At 58.6% G+C, this 15,514-nt stretch carries 15 protein-coding genes; 2 read left to right on the forward strand and 13 right to left on the reverse strand.

The annotated features are described in order from the left end of the window. Positions 1-86: 86 nt before the first annotated feature. Genes recG through gmk form a run of 5 tightly spaced genes read right to left on the reverse strand, consistent with a single transcriptional unit; the run spans position 87 to position 5,949 of the window. Positions 87-2,168 (reverse strand): ATP-dependent DNA helicase RecG, encoded by a 2,082-nt coding sequence (gene recG, locus ACN28Q_RS11940; RefSeq protein WP_095849008.1) that lies wholly within the window; start codon positions 2,166-2,168, stop codon positions 87-89. Continuing rightward, entirely contained in the window at positions 2,165-2,863 is a 699-nt protein-coding gene (trmH, locus tag ACN28Q_RS11945; protein WP_095846551.1) for a tRNA (guanosine(18)-2'-O)-methyltransferase TrmH, read from the reverse strand. The genes recG and trmH overlap by 4 nt, the downstream gene beginning before the upstream one ends. A gap of 5 nt (positions 2,864-2,868) precedes the next feature. Then, entirely contained in the window at positions 2,869-4,974 is a 2,106-nt protein-coding gene (gene spoT, locus ACN28Q_RS11950) for a bifunctional GTP diphosphokinase/guanosine-3',5'-bis pyrophosphate 3'-pyrophosphohydrolase (protein WP_095846552.1), read from the reverse strand. Between the two features lie 21 nt (positions 4,975-4,995). Continuing rightward, positions 4,996-5,271, reverse strand: coding sequence for a DNA-directed RNA polymerase subunit omega (gene rpoZ, locus ACN28Q_RS11955; protein WP_095846553.1), 276 nt, complete (start codon positions 5,269-5,271; stop codon positions 4,996-4,998). Positions 5,272-5,325: 54 nt separating this feature from the next. Further along, on the reverse strand, positions 5,326-5,949 hold the full coding sequence (gmk, locus tag ACN28Q_RS11960) for a guanylate kinase (RefSeq protein WP_095846554.1): 624 nt from the start codon (positions 5,947-5,949) through the stop codon (positions 5,326-5,328). Positions 5,950-6,231: 282 nt separating this feature from the next. Between gmk and ligB the strand changes: the two genes are divergently transcribed. Further along, positions 6,232-7,989 carry an NAD-dependent DNA ligase LigB gene (gene ligB / locus ACN28Q_RS11965; RefSeq protein ID WP_095846555.1) on the forward strand — a complete coding sequence of 586 codons (1,758 nt, stop codon included), beginning with the start codon at positions 6,232-6,234 and terminating at the stop codon, positions 7,987-7,989. Here the strand turns inward: ligB and ACN28Q_RS11970 are convergent. After that, positions 7,964-8,581: a trimeric intracellular cation channel family protein gene (locus ACN28Q_RS11970; protein ID WP_095846556.1), complete on the reverse strand. Its 618-nt coding sequence runs from the start codon at positions 8,579-8,581 to the stop codon at positions 7,964-7,966. The genes ligB and ACN28Q_RS11970 overlap by 26 nt on opposite strands. Before the next feature lie 257 nt (positions 8,582-8,838). Here ACN28Q_RS11970 and ACN28Q_RS11975 point away from each other — a divergent pair, with 257 nt between their 5' ends. Continuing rightward, positions 8,839-9,276: a DUF3574 domain-containing protein gene (locus ACN28Q_RS11975; RefSeq protein WP_095846557.1), complete on the forward strand. Its 438-nt coding sequence runs from the start codon at positions 8,839-8,841 to the stop codon at positions 9,274-9,276. Positions 9,277-9,311: 35 nt separating this feature from the next. Here the strand turns inward: ACN28Q_RS11975 and ACN28Q_RS11980 are convergent, their stop codons facing one another. From ACN28Q_RS11980 to ACN28Q_RS12010, 7 genes are all read right to left on the reverse strand, one after another. Continuing rightward, positions 9,312-10,496: a NupC/NupG family nucleoside CNT transporter gene (locus ACN28Q_RS11980; protein ID WP_095846558.1), complete on the reverse strand. Its 1,185-nt coding sequence runs from the start codon at positions 10,494-10,496 to the stop codon at positions 9,312-9,314. Positions 10,497-10,790: 294 nt separating this feature from the next. Continuing rightward, positions 10,791-11,384: a cupin domain-containing protein gene (locus tag ACN28Q_RS11985; RefSeq protein ID WP_095846559.1), complete on the reverse strand. Its 594-nt coding sequence runs from the start codon at positions 11,382-11,384 to the stop codon at positions 10,791-10,793. Between the two features lie 62 nt (positions 11,385-11,446). Beyond that, a complete protein-coding gene (locus tag ACN28Q_RS11990) occupies positions 11,447-12,148 on the reverse strand; it encodes a DUF1989 domain-containing protein (RefSeq protein WP_165907132.1) in 702 nt (233 codons plus the stop codon). After that, entirely contained in the window at positions 12,145-13,401 is a 1,257-nt protein-coding gene (locus ACN28Q_RS11995) for a M20 family metallo-hydrolase (protein WP_121525906.1), read from the reverse strand. Before ACN28Q_RS11995 ends, ACN28Q_RS11990 begins: the two co-directional genes overlap by 4 nt. Further along, positions 13,398-14,210, reverse strand: a complete 813-nt coding sequence (locus ACN28Q_RS12000) for an amino acid ABC transporter ATP-binding protein (protein WP_269467122.1) — start codon at positions 14,208-14,210, stop codon at positions 13,398-13,400. The genes ACN28Q_RS11995 and ACN28Q_RS12000 overlap by 4 nt, the downstream gene beginning before the upstream one ends. Beyond that, positions 14,182-14,853, reverse strand: coding sequence for an amino acid ABC transporter permease (locus ACN28Q_RS12005; RefSeq protein WP_095846560.1), 672 nt, complete (start codon positions 14,851-14,853; stop codon positions 14,182-14,184). The genes ACN28Q_RS12000 and ACN28Q_RS12005 overlap by 29 nt, the downstream gene beginning before the upstream one ends. Beyond that, positions 14,850-15,509 carry an amino acid ABC transporter permease gene (locus ACN28Q_RS12010; protein ID WP_095846561.1) on the reverse strand — a complete coding sequence of 220 codons (660 nt, stop codon included), beginning with the start codon at positions 15,507-15,509 and terminating at the stop codon, positions 14,850-14,852. The genes ACN28Q_RS12005 and ACN28Q_RS12010 overlap by 4 nt, the downstream gene beginning before the upstream one ends. Between the last annotated feature and the right edge of the window lie 5 nt (positions 15,510-15,514).

A 15,514-nucleotide genomic window follows, 5' to 3' on the forward strand; every position in this document is an offset into this window, starting at 1 on the left:
ATGGAAAAGAGGGCATTTTAATCCGCCGCCGCGCAAAAGCAAACGGTTGCGTGCAAAGGACCGCATTTCCTGGGGTTTTTTATCGATCAGGCGTTTGAATAGCGGGCTTTTTCTGGCAGCCAGCGCTCGATCAGCGCTCTGGCGTGTTCGGGGTAATGCTGGTGGATATGGCGCGCCACGCGCTGCACTTCCGGGATCAGTGCTTGATCGCGCAGCAAATCGGCCACCTTGAATTCAGCGCTGCCGGTCTGGCGGGTGCCGAGCAGTTCGCCGGGGCCGCGGATTTCCAGATCGCGTTGGGCGATGATAAAGCCATCGTTGCTGTCGCGCAGTACCTGCAGGCGCTTTTGCGCTGTTTTGCTCAGCGGGGTTTTGTACAGCAACACGCAGTGGGATGCCACAGCGCCACGGCCAACGCGGCCGCGCAGCTGGTGCAACTGCGCCAACCCCAGCCGCTCCGGGTTTTCAATAATCATCAGGCTGGCGTTCGGCACGTCGACGCCCACTTCGATCACCGTGGTGGCCACCAGCAACTGCAGTTCGCCCTGCTTGAATGCCTGCATCACCGCCTGTTTTTCCTGCGGCTTCATGCGCCCATGCACCAGCGCCACGTTAAGCTCCGGCAGAGCGGCCTTCAATTCTTCCCAGGTGGCTTCCGCCGCCTGGGCCTCAAGCAGTTCGGATTCTTCTATCAGGGTGCAGACCCAGTAGGCCTGCCGGCTTTCCTCCAGGCAGGCGCTGCGCACCCGCTGGATAATGTCGGCGCGCCGCGTATCGGGGATGGCGACGGTGGTCACCGGCGTACGGCCCGGCGGCAGCTCGTCAATCACCGAGGTGTCCAGATCGGCATAGGCGGTCATGGCCAGCGTGCGTGGGATGGGCGTGGCGGTCATGATCAACTGGTGGGCATGGTAGCCTTGCTCTTCGCCTTTCTCCCACAGGGCAAGGCGCTGGTGCACGCCAAAGCGGTGCTGTTCATCGATAATCACCAATGCCAGCCCGTTAAACTGCACTTGCTCCTGGAAGATGGCATGCGTGCCGACAACCATCGAGACTTCGCCGCTGGCGATGGCGTCCTGTTGCGCAATACGCGCTTTGCCTTTTTGCTTGCCGGCCAGCCACCCCACCTTGATTCCCAGCGGTTCGAACCATTGGCGGAAGTTATTGGCATGCTGTTCGGCCAACAGCTCAGTGGGCGCCATCAGCGCCACCTGTTTACCGTGGGCGATGGCGTGCAGCGCCGCCAACGCGGCGACCAACGTTTTACCGGAGCCGACGTCGCCCTGCACCAGGCGCATCATCGGGAAAGGGTTTTGCATATCGGCTTCGATCTCGGCAACCACCCGTTGCTGCGCCCCAGTGGGCGAGAACGGCAACTGGGCCAGGAAGCGCGTTTTCAACTGGTCGTCCGGCAGCAGCGGCTGCGCCTGGTAGCGCTGCGCGCCGGCACGTACCGCCAGCATGCTCAGGTTGTGCGCCAGCAGCTCTTCCAGAATCAGGCGCCGTTGCGCCGGGTGTTTACCCTGTTCCAGATCGGCCAGTTGGATATCCGGCGGCGGGCGGTGCAAGGTATGCAGCGCCTGCGGCAGGCTTATCAGGCCGGCGCTCAGTTCCGGCGGCAACAGTTCAGCGATCGGGCAGGTATCAAGCAGCGCCAGCGCCTGGTCGGTCAGTTTGCGCAAGGTGGCCTGGCGCACGCCTTCGGTGGTTGGGTAAACCGGCGTCAGTGATTCCTGCAGCTCGACGTCGCTGTGATCTCCCTGAATGCGGTATTCCGGGTGGATGATTTCGGCGCCGTGGTTGCCGCGTTTGATTTCACCGTAGGCGGTAACGCGCCGGCCGGCCGCCAGGCTGTTTTTCATCGCCGCGTTGAAATTGAAAAAGCGCATGGTAAGAAGGCCGGTGCCGTCGCTGATTTGGCAGGTCAGCATGCGGCGGCGGCCAAAGCTGATGTCGCTGCGCAGCACTTCACCTTCAACGGTGGCGAAAATCCCGGGCAGCAGATCGTTTATGGGGTATAAGCGGGTACGGTCTTCGTAGCGCAACGGCAGGTGCAACAGCAGATCCTGGATGGTTTCCAGCCCGATTTTGGCCAGTTTGCCTGCCTGGCTGGCTCCTACCCCGGAAAGCGAGGTGAGCGGAACGGCGTCCAGCAGGCGGCCTTTCATCTGCGCACCGCCGTTGCCTGCATGGTTGCCCACCATGTGTCGTCGGCAATCACCTGGCCCTGTTCGTCAATGTGCGGGCGCGGAAGCCCTTTGCGTTTGGCCACGTTGGCCAGCACCGGGTAACCGCCTTCAAACAGCAGGCGCTGTTGCTCTTCCTTATCCAGCATACAGTGATCGCGCCGATACATGCCGGCGTTCTGCCGCTGGCGCTGCGCTTCGTAGAGGATCAGAGCCGCGGCGACGGAAACGTTAAGCGATTGCACCATACCAATCATCGGAATAATGATATCGCGATCGGCCAGGGCTAAGGCTTCCGGCGTGATGCCGGTTTTTTCTTGCCCCAGCAGGATGCAGGTAGGCCGGGTGTAGTCGATTTCCCGGAAGTCCACGGCGCGCGGGGAGAGGTGAGTGGCCAGGATTTGCATGTCCTGGCCCTTCAGATGCGCGACGGCATCAGCGATTGACGGGTGTGTTTTGACATTGACCCAGCTATTGCTGCCCGCGGCGGAAGACACCATGGTACGCATCCGTGCGGCTGGCCACACGGCATGCACCTGCGGCACGCCGACAGCATCGGCGGTGCGGATAATGGCGGCGACGTTATGCGGTTTGTGCACCTGTTCCATGCAGACGGACAAATCCGGCTGCCGGGTCGATAGCATTTCACAAATCCGCGCATAGCGTTCTGGGCTCATAAGCGCTAGTTTCGGTTACGGTTGACTTTAATCACATCCGGCATAATACGGATTTTACGCATAATGTTTGCCAAATGGACGCGATCGCGGGTGGTCAAGCGGATAAACACGCTGTATACCCGGCCGTCTTTCTCTTCGGTATTCAGGCTTTGAATATTGGATTCGGCCGCATTGATGGCCGCCGTCAGGTTGGCCAGCGCGCCCTGATGGTTGAGCATATCCACTTTAATTTCGGCAATGAATTCCTGCTCGGTTTGCTTATCCCATTCGACCGCCATGAACTTTTCCGGTTCCTTTTGGTAACCGCGGATATTACGGCAGGATTCATGGTGGATAACCAGCCCTTTCCCTGGGCTGACGTGGGCGATGATTGGATCGCCAGGAATCGGCCGGCAGCATTTGGCGAAGGTGATCAACACGCCGTCTGCGCCTTTGATCGCCAGGTTGCGCACGCCGGAAGCCGCACCCAGGCTGGATTGTTCGCCCTGCAGGTTTTTCGCCACCACCACGCTCATGGCATTGCCCAGGCCAATTTCCGCCAGCAGATCGTCAAAGCTTGCCAGCTTCATACGATCCAGCTCGTGCTGGATATTGGCCGGCGGAATTTCCGCCAGCTTGCGGCTGCCGCCCAGCGCGTGGCCCAATAGACGGCGGCCAAGGCCAACAGAATCGTCGCGCTTGAGGTTCTTCAACATCTGGCGGATTTTGGCGCGCGCTTTCGAGCTGACGACAAAGTTCAACCAGGCGGCGTTAGGCCGCGCGCCCGGCGCCGTGATAATTTCCACTGCCTGCCCGCTGCTTAGCGCCTGCGAAAGGGGATAAGGCTGGCGGTCTACGCGCGCGCCCACGCAGGCATGGCCGATGTCGGTGTGCACCGCATAGGCAAAATCGACCGGCGTTGCGCCCGCCGGCAGTTCGACGATGCGCCCTTCCGGCGTGAAGACGTAAATCTCATCCGGGAACAGATCGGATTTTACGCTCTCAATAAATTCAAACGAGCTGCCGGCGCTTTGCTGCAGTTCCAGCAGGCTCTGCATCCAGCGCTGGGCGCGGATTTGCGCGGTGGTGCCGGTTTCGCCCTGCTCTTTATACGCCCAGTGCGCGGCAACCCCCATTTCGGCCATCTGATCCATGTCTTCGGTACGGATCTGAATCTCGACCGGCACGCCGTGCGGCCCAATCAGCGAGGTGTGCAGCGACTGGTAGCCGTTCGCCTTGGGGATAGCGATATAGTCTTTAACCCGGCCCGGGCGCGGTTTGTACAGGCTGTGTGCCTGGCCCAGCACGCGGTAGCAGGTATCCACGTCTTTGACGATCACCCGGAAGGCATAAATATCCATAATCGAATGGAAACGCTGCTCTTTCAGGTGCATCTTGCAATAAATGGAATAGAGGTGCTTTTCTCGCCCGCTGACGCGGCAGGGGATACCCGCTTCGGTCAGGCGCCCTTCGATCTCAGAAAGAATCTTCTGGATCATTTCCTTACGATTACCGCGCGCGGCTTTCACCACTTCTTTAATGACGCGGTAGCGGTTTGGATAAAGGGCTTCAAAACCCAGCTCTTCCAGCTCGGTTTTCAGGTGATGGATGCCCAGGCGGTGGGCCAACGGGCTATAGATTTCCAGGGTTTCACGCGCGATACGGCGCCGTTTATCGGGCCGCAGCGAACCGAGGGTGCGCATGTTATGCGTGCGGTCGGCCAGTTTGATGAGCACCACGCGGATGTCTTGCACCATCGCCATGATCATCTTGCGGAAGTTTTCCGCCTGCGCTTCTTTCTTATCCTGGAATTTCAGCTTGTCGAGCTTGGAGACGCCTTCAACCAGTTCGGCGACGCTTTTGCCGAACAGCTGTTCCATGTCCTGATAGGTGGCTGGCGTGTCTTCAATGACATCGTGCAACAGCGCGGCCATCAGCGTCTCATGATCAAGACGCATCTCCGCCAGAATGCATGCCACCGCGACAGGATGGGTGATGTAGGGCTCACCGCTGGAGCGTGTCTGGCCCTCGTGAGCATCACGTGCAACGAGGTATGCCTGTTTGAGGCGCTTAATCTGGTCCTCAGGCAGGTAACGTTGAATCAGCAGATTCAGGCTTTCAAACAGGTACAAAGCAGACTCGCAGTCTAAATATTAACGACGGCCTTCAGCAATGGCAGTTACCGCTTGGATCTCTGCGGCTTCTTGCTCTTGCTGTTCCTGGCGCTCACGGACATCAAGGATCTGATTGTTGATCAAGCCTTCTTCGATTTCGCGCAGGGCGATAACGGTGTACTTGTCATTCTCTTCAGGAACCAGCGCTTCTTTGCCGCCAACCTGGATTTGACGTGCCCGACGAGCAGCGACCAACACCAGGTCAAAACGGTTACCAATTTTCTCTACAGCGTCTTGAACAGTTACGCGTGCCATATTTGTGCTACTCCACAGGTGACGAAAAGACTGGGCATGATACTGAAACTGCCGTCAGTCTGCCAATAGTTTGCTGATTAAAGCGTCATGCCGCAGTGCCTGCCGGTTTAAACGCAGGCGTTCGGCGCGAATGATGGTCTTCAGATCCGACAAGGCCAGATCGAAATCATCATTGACGATGAGGTAATCGTATTCCGCATAGTGGGTCATTTCGGCAACGGCCTGCGCCATGCGTTTTGCGATCACGTCTTCGGAATCTTGCCCGCGCCCACGCAGGCGGCGGCCAAGCTCTTCCTTTGAAGGCGGCAGAATAAAGATGCTGCGCGCCCGCGGCATTTTGGCGCGAATTTGCTGCGCGCCCTGCCAGTCAATATCCAGAAACACATCCACGCCGGTTGACAGCACCTGTTCAATGGCGGCGCGCGACGTGCCGTAATAGTTGCCGAACACTTCGGCGTGCTCAAGAAACGCATCCTGCGCGATCATTTGCTGGAATTCGTCTTTTGAAACGAAAAAGTAATGTTCGCCGTCGTTTTCACCCGGGCGCCTGGCGCGCGTGGTGTGAGAGACAGACACCTGCGTGTCGTACAACGGTTGCGTTTTTAACAAAGCCTGAATCAGGCTTGATTTCCCTGCGCCGCTGGGAGCAGAGACAATATAAAGCGTGCCTTGAGCCATGATGATGTTCGTTGATAGCGGTTGATGTGCCAATGACAGCGGATGCTTATTTTCTCCGCACAGTATACACGGCTAAAGCGCCTGATGCAGCGCTACCTCGCATTTTGCTTGCTGCTTTGTGCAAAAAAATAGGCGCAAAAACCCATTTTGCGCAGATTATCGCGAAATATCCGATGGTTTTTGTAAGCCACCAGCGTTTATGAGGACGGTTGCGCAGCTTGCGCTTTTCCCTCTCGCCGGCCAGGCGGTTTAGCGTTTTACTGGGGCAACAAGGAGGTGCCAATGATACAGCGGGGGTTTTATCTGGCCTGGCGCATCGGGGTTGGCGTGGCGATATGCAGTAGCGCGGCGGCGCAAACCTGCCCGGCCTGGCCGCCGGAACGCCTGCGCCAGGAAAGTGCGGCGCTGCAACAGCGGCTTGAGCAGTGGGATCTGGCCTATTACCAGCGTGGCGATAGAGTCATCGACGATGATCTCTATGACGGCCTGCGGCAGACGCTGGCGGTTTGGCGACGGTGTGCGGGGCAGGCCGCCGGCGGTGAGGCGCTGCCACTATTGCCGGGCGGAAAGGTAGCGCACCCGGTGGCTCACACCGGCCTGCGCAAATTACCTGATGCCCGTGCCGTTGGGGCGTGGATAAGCGGCCGCAGCGATTTATGGGTGCAGCCGAAGGTAGACGGCGTGGCCGTTACGCTGGTTTACCAGCAGGGGAAGCTGGTACAAGCGATTAGCCGGGGCAATGGGTTGCTGGGGGAAGACTGGCTGGAAAAGGTGAAAGCTATTCCCTCGGTTCCGCGACGGCTGCATAACGCGCCGGCAAGGCTGGTGCTGCAAGGGGAGATTTTCCTGCAGGTGAACGATCATCACCAGCTTAGCCAGGGGGGCATCAACGCGCGTGCCAAAGTGGCGGGTATGCTGATGCGCAACCCGGTATCGCCGGCCCTGGCGCAGCTTGGCGTGTTTATCTGGGCGTGGCCAGACGGCCCGGCAGCGATGTCGGTGCGCCTGCGGCAGTTAGCGGAGTGGGGTTTTCCGCTGGCCCTGCGGTATTCGCAACCGGTAACGGCCTTAGCGGACGTTGAAAAATGGCGTAAGCATTGGCAGCAGGCACCTTTGCCGTTCGTGACCGATGGGATTGTGATCCATCAGGGGCATGCCCCGCCGGGGCGCTATTGGCAAAATAAACCGGCAGAGTGGGCGGTTGCCTGGAAATATCCACCGTTACGCCAGATTGCGCAGGTTAACGGCGTCGCCTTTTCCATCGGGCGCACGGGCAATGTTAGCGCCGTGTTGCAGCTGGCACCGGTTCGGATGGATGATAAATGGATCCGGCGGGTGAGCGTCGGGCCGCTTTCGCGCTGGCGCCAGTGGGATGTCGTGCCTGGCGATCAGGTCGCCGTCAGCCTGATGGGGCATGGCATACCGCACCTTGATGCGGTGGTGTGGCGGGTGGCCGAACGGCCGGTCATCACGGCGCCCGATCCCAAGCGGTATCATGCGTTAAGCTGTTTTAGCCTGCAACCGGGCTGCCAACAGCAGTTTTTGGCCCGTTTGGTATGGTTGAGTAGTGCCAACGGGCTGAATATCAACGGGGTTAGCGGCGCTAACTGGCAGGCTCTAATGAACCACGGCCTGGTGCAGCGCCCGCTGGACTGGCTGGCGCTCACGCCGGAACAGTTGGCTGCGGTTCCCGGTATTGGCAAGGTGCGGGCCGGGGAGATTCATCGGCGTTTCCAACAAACCCGCCAACGGCCGTTTGCGCACTGGCTGGTTGCGCTGGGGGTGCCGTTATCCCGGGTTCAGGCCGCAGGCGTGACGGATTGGCACCATCTGCAACAGCTATCGGTTGATCAATGGCGTGAAGTTGCGGGAATTGGCGCGAAAAGAGCGCGTTTGCTGCAGGCGTATATTCAGCACCCTGAATTGGCGGCTATGGCTGATGTGCTGGGCGTGCAGGGGATCGCAGGTTTTTACCCACGGCCAGCCGGAGAGATAACCCTCTCCCGGCCAAGCGTTAGTTTTCCGGATGCTGGTAGTTAAACACCGGCAGGCCCAGGCGGAAGCGCAGGGCCAGCAGGCGGGCGCTCAGGCCGGCGATAAGCGTGATGAGAACAACGACATTATGCGTCAGCGCAAAGTGTTGCAGGCCGATGTACAGCCACGCGGCGGCAAAGGAAATGCCGGCATACACTTCTTTCTGGAAAACCAAGGGGATGCGGTTGCAGAACATATCGCGCAGCACGCCGCCAAAAACGCCGGTTATCACGGCGGCGATGGCCGCGATAAGCGCGCTGTGGCCCATGTCCAGCGCCACCTGGGCGCCGATAATGGAAAAGACGATAAGCCCGATCGCATCCAGCACCAAAAACAGGCGGCGCAGGTGGCGCATCAACGGCGCCAGCCAGGTGGTAAGAATGGCGGCAATGGCGACAATGACGATATATTCCGGGTGCTTCACCCAACTTAATGGGTAGTGGCCCAACAGGATGTCGCGCACCGAACCCCCGCCGATGGCGGTGGCCGAAGCAATAAAAATAACGCCGAACAGGTCCATTTGCCGCCGCCCAGCGGCAAGCGCGCCGGTCATGGCTTCTGCGGTAATGCCGATGATATAAAGGATGCTCAGTAACATCAGGGTGTTGTCTGTTGGGGTAAAAGGTTTTGTGCCATGCAGGGTAATCGGCCCGGGGCGATGCGACTATTGATTTTTTCTAACGATATGCCTTTCGGATTAGATTATTTTATTATCAGGGCGCCGGAATGGCTTTGTAGATGGTCATGCTGGTATGCATGGTTATATTGAATCATTACTTATTTTGCTTTCTATGGGTGATGGCGTGTTTTTCCCCGCGCCAGAGGCGCAGGAATTTGTTGGATTAAGGAATAGAGATGAAAACACCATACATGGCGGCGTTTATCGCGGCTTCCCTTCTGTTTTTAAACGGGTGTGCCGCACCCACGGCGCAACGCGCGGAGCCGAAAACGGCGATGGCCTGTAGCGTTGGCGAACCCATGATGAAAACCACGTTATTCTTTGGGCTGAATCGCCCATCGGGGCCGGTGATTAGCGCCCAGGAATGGCAGCGCTTTGTCGATCAGCAGGTTACGCCGCGTTTTAAAGAGGGCTTATCGGTGTTTGACGCCAAAGGCCAATGGCTGGGGAACGACGGCAAGCTGGCGCGTGAGAACAGCAAGGCATTAATGTTGATCCACCCAGCGGGAAAAGACACCGAAGCGAATATCGAGGCGTTACGCACCCTCTATAAACAGCAGTTTGCCCAGGATTCGGTGATGCGTGAGGATGCGCAGGTCTGCGTCGCATTTTAAATATGCCCCGGCCGGTGCGGCGGCCGGGGGCATGCTTACAGCACCAGCCCGGCGATGGCGGCTGAAAGTAGGCTCACCAGCGTTGAACCGTAAACCAGCTTGAGGCCAAAGCGGGAAACCACGTTGCCCTGTTGTTCGTTAAGGCCTTTGATCGCGCCGGCAATGATGCCGATAGACGCAAAGTTGGCAAACGACACCAGGAACACCGACAGGATACCCACGCCGCGCGGGCTCATTTCCGCCGCGATTTTTTTCAGCTCGATCATGGCGACAAATTCATTGGCCACCAGCTTGGTAGCCATAATACTGCCGGCGTGCAATGCATCCTGCGCCGGGATGCCGACCAGCCACGCCAGCGGATAGAACACATAGCCGAGCATCTGCTGGAAGCTGATGCCGAAGATGCCGGAGAAAATCGCGTTTACGGCGGCGATCAGCGCAATAAAGCCAATCAGCATTGCCGTAATAATCATCGCAATCTTGAAACCGGCCAGGATATATTCCCCCAGCATCTCGAAAAAGCTCTGATCCTCATGCAGCTTATTGAGCTTTAACTCTGGTTCATCGTCTACCTGGTAGGGGTTGATGATGGAAAGAATGACGAATGTGCTGAACATATTCAGGATCAGCGCGGCGACCACGTATTTTGCGTCAATCATCGCCATATAGGCGCCGACGATCGACATGGAAACCGTGGACATGGCGGTCGCGGCCATGGTGTACATGCGGCGTGGGGAGATATCGCCAATGATGCCCTTATAGGCGATAAAATTCTCCGATTGCCCCAGCGCCAGCGTGCTGACTGCGTTAAACGATTCCAGCTTGCCCATGCCGTTTACTTTGGCCAGCAGGGTGCCGATAACGCGAATAATCAGCGGCAGAATACGGAAGTGCTGCAAAATACCAATCAGCACGGAAATAAAGATGATGGGGCACAGAACGCCGAGGAAAATAAACGACATGCCTTCTTTGCTCATGCCCCCGAAAACGAAGTTTGAGCCTTCTGCGGCGAAGGTCAGCAGCAGCTCAAAGAAGCCGGCGACGTGTTTAATCACGCTAAGCCCGCTGGCCGCATGCAGAAAGAAATAGGCCAGCGCCCCTTCAATCACTAACAGTTGAACAATATAGCGTGGGCGGATTTTTTTGCGGTCATTGCTGACCAGTAATGCCAATGCGAAGATAACCACCAGGGCGAGAAGAAATTGCAAAATTTGTGGCATAAAGGCTTCCGTATGAAGTGCAGGCCAGAAAAAACACATTTAGCCACAGCCTTTCCTATCTTTCAGTAGATTAGGTGATAATTAGAATAAAATACTTTCGGCGCAGAGGATGGCTTATGGATTGTCGTTGCCAGATAAACACCGGCAGTATTTCATAAATCTTATTTACCTATGATGGCGGGGAGTGATGCCCGCAATACCGTTAGCCACGGCCGGTTTCCGGCTAAGCCATGCGCCTTATACAAGGCTGGCGCAGGCACGCTTGCGGCGGGGGTGCCTGCTTCTGCCGGTGGATTAAAAGGTTACCGGCGTGTTCACCCACAGCACCCGGGCGACAACGGTCCCTGGATTGCGGTAACCGTGCGGCACATGGCTGGGGAAATAAAATGAGTCACCGGGTTCTAGGTGCCAGATGTCCTCACCCAGATGCAGTTCGAGCTCACCTTCTAATACATAGCCCATTTCCTCCCCGTGGTGCTCTATCTGGCCATCGCTCGCCACCCCGGGTTCGATGATATGGATGTTGCCTTGCAGCAGCCCGCCTTTATGGTGGTAGGTCAGGTTCTCTAACTCGATACCGCCTTTTTTATTGCGCTGTAGGAAATGTTTGCGCCGGCGCTGTTGTGGTTTCATCACCGGCGCTTCGGCCACCCAGTCTTCCGCCATCAGATCGGCGATGCTGGTTTCCAGTGCGCTGGCCAGCCGGTGCAGCATTGCTAATGATGGGCTGGCTGCTTCGTTTTCCAGCTTCGAGAGCAGGCTTTCCGAACACTTCACCTTTTGCGCCAATTGCTTGAGCGTCATTTCCTGTGCAAGACGCGCATGGCGCAAGCGCATTCCCAAACTGGTAAAAGAGGCGGAGGGTTTAGGCTCGTTGTTTTTTTTCATGTCGTGCTTTCAGCCAATGAGTCAATGAAATGCCCGCCGGCAGGCGGGCTTGGAACGCCCCGTTAAACCATTACTTTAAATTGAATTTCTTTGGGTGAACAGCCATTGATTGGCACAATGTCTTGTGGGCAGGCAGACATTACCACCACGCAATCCAGCTCGGCGCGGATTTCAACATAGTCGCCCGGTTTACTGACGGTGGGCAACCAGGAAATCGTGTAGTCAGGGTTCACCGGCGTATTCATCCACAGGTTTAGCGGCTGGGGGACTTCGCGGGCGCGTAAGCCAATGGCGTTAAGCGCCATGCGCATGTTGTCGGCGCAGCTGTCATGGTATTCCGTAATGCCCATATTGGTGTAGCGGAACAGATCACAGGCGGCGATCAGGGTGTCGTGCACTCCCGGCGAGGTATCGCTCAACAGGGTGCCGATGGGGCGGCGTTGGTTGGTGACCAGCGCATCCCCCGGTTTGGGGATGATTTTATCGATAAAGGCACGGGTATGCTCCATCGAGGCGAATTCGCTCAGATCATCGCTGTTGAACAGCCAGGTGTCGCATACCTGGCTACCGGGGGTATTAATGATTTGGATCACCTGGCCTTTTTTCAGGCGCACCGCCCGGCCGCAGCGCGGTGGGATGGTATACAGCTCGCCGGGCACCGGCGTGCCGTCAGCGGAGATCGGGGAGGTGGCGGTGGCGTTCAGCCCCAGCGCATTGCCGTTGTCTTTGTTGCAGCAGGCTGGATATTGCGTGGTGGTGGTCATGCATAAACTCCTTTGGTGGAACGGGCAAGCTCGGTGAGTGCACAGGCCAGCGCGCTGGCTCCGACGCTAAGCGAGCGGGGATCGGTATATTCTTCCGGGTTGTGGCTGATGCCTTTATGGCTGGGCACAAACAGCATGCTGGTGGGGCAATGGCCCGCCAGATGCATCGCATCGTGAAAGGCGCCGGACAGTAAGCGGGTATGCGGGATGTCCAGCGCGTGGCAGACATCACCCAATAGCGTATTGAGCGGGGCATCAAAGGCGAGCGGCGCCTTATTCAGCAGTGGCGTTATGTGTATGCGCTCGCCGGCCAGGCTGGCCATTAGGGCATCAAGGTGCGCAAGCACCGCTGGGTCCGGGTGGCGAAAATCAAGGGTGAAACTCACCTGCGCCGCCACGGTGTTAATGGCGTTCGGCGTTACTTGCCAGCGGCCAAAGGTCATGCGCAGTGCTTCATCCGCCGCATCACCCATCACATCTTCAATGTGGGCGGCCAGTGCCCGGGCCAGACTCATGGCATCTTGCCGCAAACCCATTGGCGTCGTGCCGGCGTGCGCCGACTGGCCCAGGCAGGTTACCTGATACCAGCGTACGCCTTGAATACCGCTGACGACGGCCAGCGGCAGGCCCCGTTGCTCCAGGATTGGCCCTTGTTCAATATGCAGCTCCAGGAAGCAGGCCATGGCGCGATCCGGCCGTTGCGGCAGCGTTTTGAAGCGCGCCAGGCACTTGGTCAGCGCGTCGCTGAACGGGGTGCCGTCTTCTCCGACGGCGGCCTGGTAAGCGGGCAGCAGTTCCGGCTGCACAAAGGCGCTGGAACCCATGGCGCCGGGCGCAAAGCGGCTGCCTTCCTCGTTTGTCCAGATGGCGACTTCCACCGGGCGTTCGGTCACTAGCCCAGCATCGTTCATGGCCTGCAGGCAAGCCAACCCCGCCATCACGCCGTAACAGCCATCAAAGTTGCCGCCGCAGGGTTGGGTATCAATGTGGCTGCCGGTGGTGACCGGGGGGAGCGCCGTGCGCCCAGGGCGGCGTAAAAACAGATTGGCCGCCGCATCGGTATAGATATCGCAGCCCATCTCGCGCGCCAGGCCGATAATCCATTCCCGGGCATCCAGCTCTTCTTCACTTAGGGCCTGGCGATTAACCCCGCCGCCGGGCAGCGCGCCAAAGCCAGAGAGTTGCTGCAGCAAATGGTTCAGGTGTGTGGCGTCAAGGTGCCGGGCCACCCGTAGGCCTTCATCAGAAATCATAGTTTCTCCAACTCTTCCGGTTGCAGAGGGCGGCGGAATAGCGGCGCCAGGAAGTTGCGCAGCCGTTCGCTTTTAGGCTGGGTGAAAATTTGCCGCGGGGCGCCGCTTTCCACGATCCGGCCATCCGCCATAAACAGCAGGCGGGAGGAGATGTGGGCGGCGAAGGCCATTTCATGCGTAACCATCACCATGGTCATGCCCTGGTTCGCCAGCGCACGGATCACGTCCAGCACTTCTTCCACCCGCTCAGGATCCAACGCCGACGTGGGCTCATCCAGAAGCAGCAGTTCCGGTTCCAGCGCCAGGGCTCGGGCGATCCCCACGCGCTGCTGTTGGCCGCCGGATAGATGGGCCGGCCAACTGTCGGCTTTCTGCGCCATTCCCACCCGTTGCAAAACGGCCATCGCGGTTTGCTTCGCAACCTGACGCGGCAGTTTCTTGCCCAGCACCAGCGGCGCGGCGACGTTCTCCAGCACCGTCATATGCGGCCAAAGGTTAAACTGCTGAAAGACCATCGCCAGTGGGCGCCGGACTTCTGCGATGGCGCCCGGGCTGTCGATATGGGCTGCGCCGCGCTGCGAGCCGCTGTATCCCAGAAGCTGGCCTTTGATCAAAACGTCGCCGCGATCGTAGGTTTCCAGGAAGTTCATGCAGCGCAGCGCGGTGGTCTTCCCAGAGCCGGAAGGGCCAATCAGGGTGACGATCTCCCCCGGATACACCGCCAGGTTGATATCCTGCAAAACCACGTGGTCGGCAAAGGATTTGCCTACGTGGCGCAGTTCAATGATGGGCACGGACGTTTTGGTCACGGTATCCTCCGGTTCGCAGGGTTTTGCTCAGCGCCTGCACGCCCAGGCTGACCGCCTGCGCCAACAGCCAGTAGCTGATGATGAGTAGGGTGTAGGGCAATACATAGCTGTAGGTGTTTGCGACGATCTGGCTGGTGGTCATGGTCAACTCAGGGACGGTGATCACGGAAGCGATGGCGCTTTCCTTGATGGTCGAAATACATTGGTTGCCCAGCAGCGGCAGGGCGAAGCGCAGGGCCTGCGGCGCCTGGATATGCCAGAAGCAACGGGTGCGGGAGATATTGTTGGCCAGCGCCGCTTCCCGCTGGCCGGGAGGGATGCTCAGCCAGGCGGCGCGAAAGATTTCCCCGAAATAGGCGCCGCTGTATAGCGTGAGGGCGAGCACCGTGGCCTGGGCTGCGCTAAGCATCAGCCCAATCGACGGCAGCCCGAAGTAAATCACGGCCAACTGCGCCAGGAATGGCGTGCCGCGAATGATCCACACATAGCCGCGCCACAGTTGAAACAGCACCGGGTTGCCGCGGCACAGGGCGTTCAGCGTAAACCCCAGGATAGCGCCGCCCAGCGCTGCGCACAGGCTAAGCCACAGCGTTACGCCTAACGCGCTCAGGTAATCCGGCAGGTATTGCATGAGTTCACTCATCGTTGTTCCCTTTGCCAACGGCGTTCCATATGCCGCCCAAGCAATGAAAGCAGGCTGGTCAACACCAGATAGACCAGCGCCGCCGCCAGATAAACCTGCAGCGGCTGATAGGTGGATGAAGCCAACTGCTGGGCGACGCGCATCAGATCCGTCAGCGCGATAACGGACACCACGGACGAAGCCTTTATCACATCGATCAGTTCGGAAATGAGCGAAGGTAGCGTGACGCGCAGCACTTGCGGCACCTGTATGCGCCAGAGGATCTGGTTCTGGCTTAGGCCGCAGATAGACGCCGCTTCCAACTGCCCGGCGCTGATGGCGGCGAAGCCGCTTTTTAGTATCTGCGACTGGTATGCCGCGGTGTTGAGCGTCAAGGCCAGCACTGCGGCAAAAAAACCGGAAATATCCAGCCCCAATTGGCCCGGCAGGTAAAAACACAGCAGTAACTGCGCCAGCACCGGCGTGCCGCGAAACAGGCTCACCCATCCCTGGGCAATAGTGCGCCAGAGCCGGTGCTGGCTGGCAGACATGCGCCACACGCCAATGCCGACGAAAAACCCGGCAACCATCGCCACCAGGCAAAGCGTGGCGGTGGTGACGGCGCCATTAGCCAGCATGGGCAACCACGCGATGAACTGTGTGATAAAGGTCGGCATTTAAC

The sequence above is a fragment of the Gibbsiella quercinecans genome (genome assembly GCF_002291425.1).
GTDB classification, from domain to species: Bacteria; Pseudomonadota; Gammaproteobacteria; order Enterobacterales; family Enterobacteriaceae; genus Gibbsiella; species Gibbsiella quercinecans.

Excerpts from the sequence above, each read along its gene's own strand:
- ACN28Q_RS11975 (WP_095846557.1), top strand. The coding sequence starts at position 8,839 with ATGAAAACACCATACATGGCGGCGTTTATCGCGGCTTCCCTTCTGTTT.
- gmk (WP_095846554.1), bottom strand. The coding sequence starts at position 5,949 with ATGGCTCAAGGCACGCTTTATATTGTCTCTGCTCCCAGCGGCGCAGGG.
- ACN28Q_RS11995 (WP_121525906.1), bottom strand. The coding sequence starts at position 13,401 with ATGATTTCTGATGAAGGCCTACGGGTGGCCCGGCACCTTGACGCCACA.
- recG (WP_095849008.1), bottom strand. The coding sequence starts at position 2,168 with ATGAAAGGCCGCCTGCTGGACGCCGTTCCGCTCACCTCGCTTTCCGGG.
- ACN28Q_RS11970 (WP_095846556.1), bottom strand. The coding sequence starts at position 8,581 with ATGTTACTGAGCATCCTTTATATCATCGGCATTACCGCAGAAGCCATG.
- trmH (WP_095846551.1), bottom strand. The coding sequence starts at position 2,863 with ATGAGCCCAGAACGCTATGCGCGGATTTGTGAAATGCTATCGACCCGG.
- rpoZ (WP_095846553.1), bottom strand. The coding sequence starts at position 5,271 with ATGGCACGCGTAACTGTTCAAGACGCTGTAGAGAAAATTGGTAACCGT.
- ligB (WP_095846555.1), top strand. The coding sequence starts at position 6,232 with ATGATACAGCGGGGGTTTTATCTGGCCTGGCGCATCGGGGTTGGCGTG.
- ACN28Q_RS12010 (WP_095846561.1), bottom strand. The coding sequence starts at position 15,509 with ATGCCGACCTTTATCACACAGTTCATCGCGTGGTTGCCCATGCTGGCT.
- ACN28Q_RS11980 (WP_095846558.1), bottom strand. The coding sequence starts at position 10,496 with ATGCCACAAATTTTGCAATTTCTTCTCGCCCTGGTGGTTATCTTCGCA.
- ACN28Q_RS12005 (WP_095846560.1), bottom strand. The coding sequence starts at position 14,853 with ATGAGTGAACTCATGCAATACCTGCCGGATTACCTGAGCGCGTTAGGC.
- ACN28Q_RS11985 (WP_095846559.1), bottom strand. The coding sequence starts at position 11,384 with ATGAAAAAAAACAACGAGCCTAAACCCTCCGCCTCTTTTACCAGTTTG.
- ACN28Q_RS11990 (WP_165907132.1), bottom strand. The coding sequence starts at position 12,148 with ATGACCACCACCACGCAATATCCAGCCTGCTGCAACAAAGACAACGGC.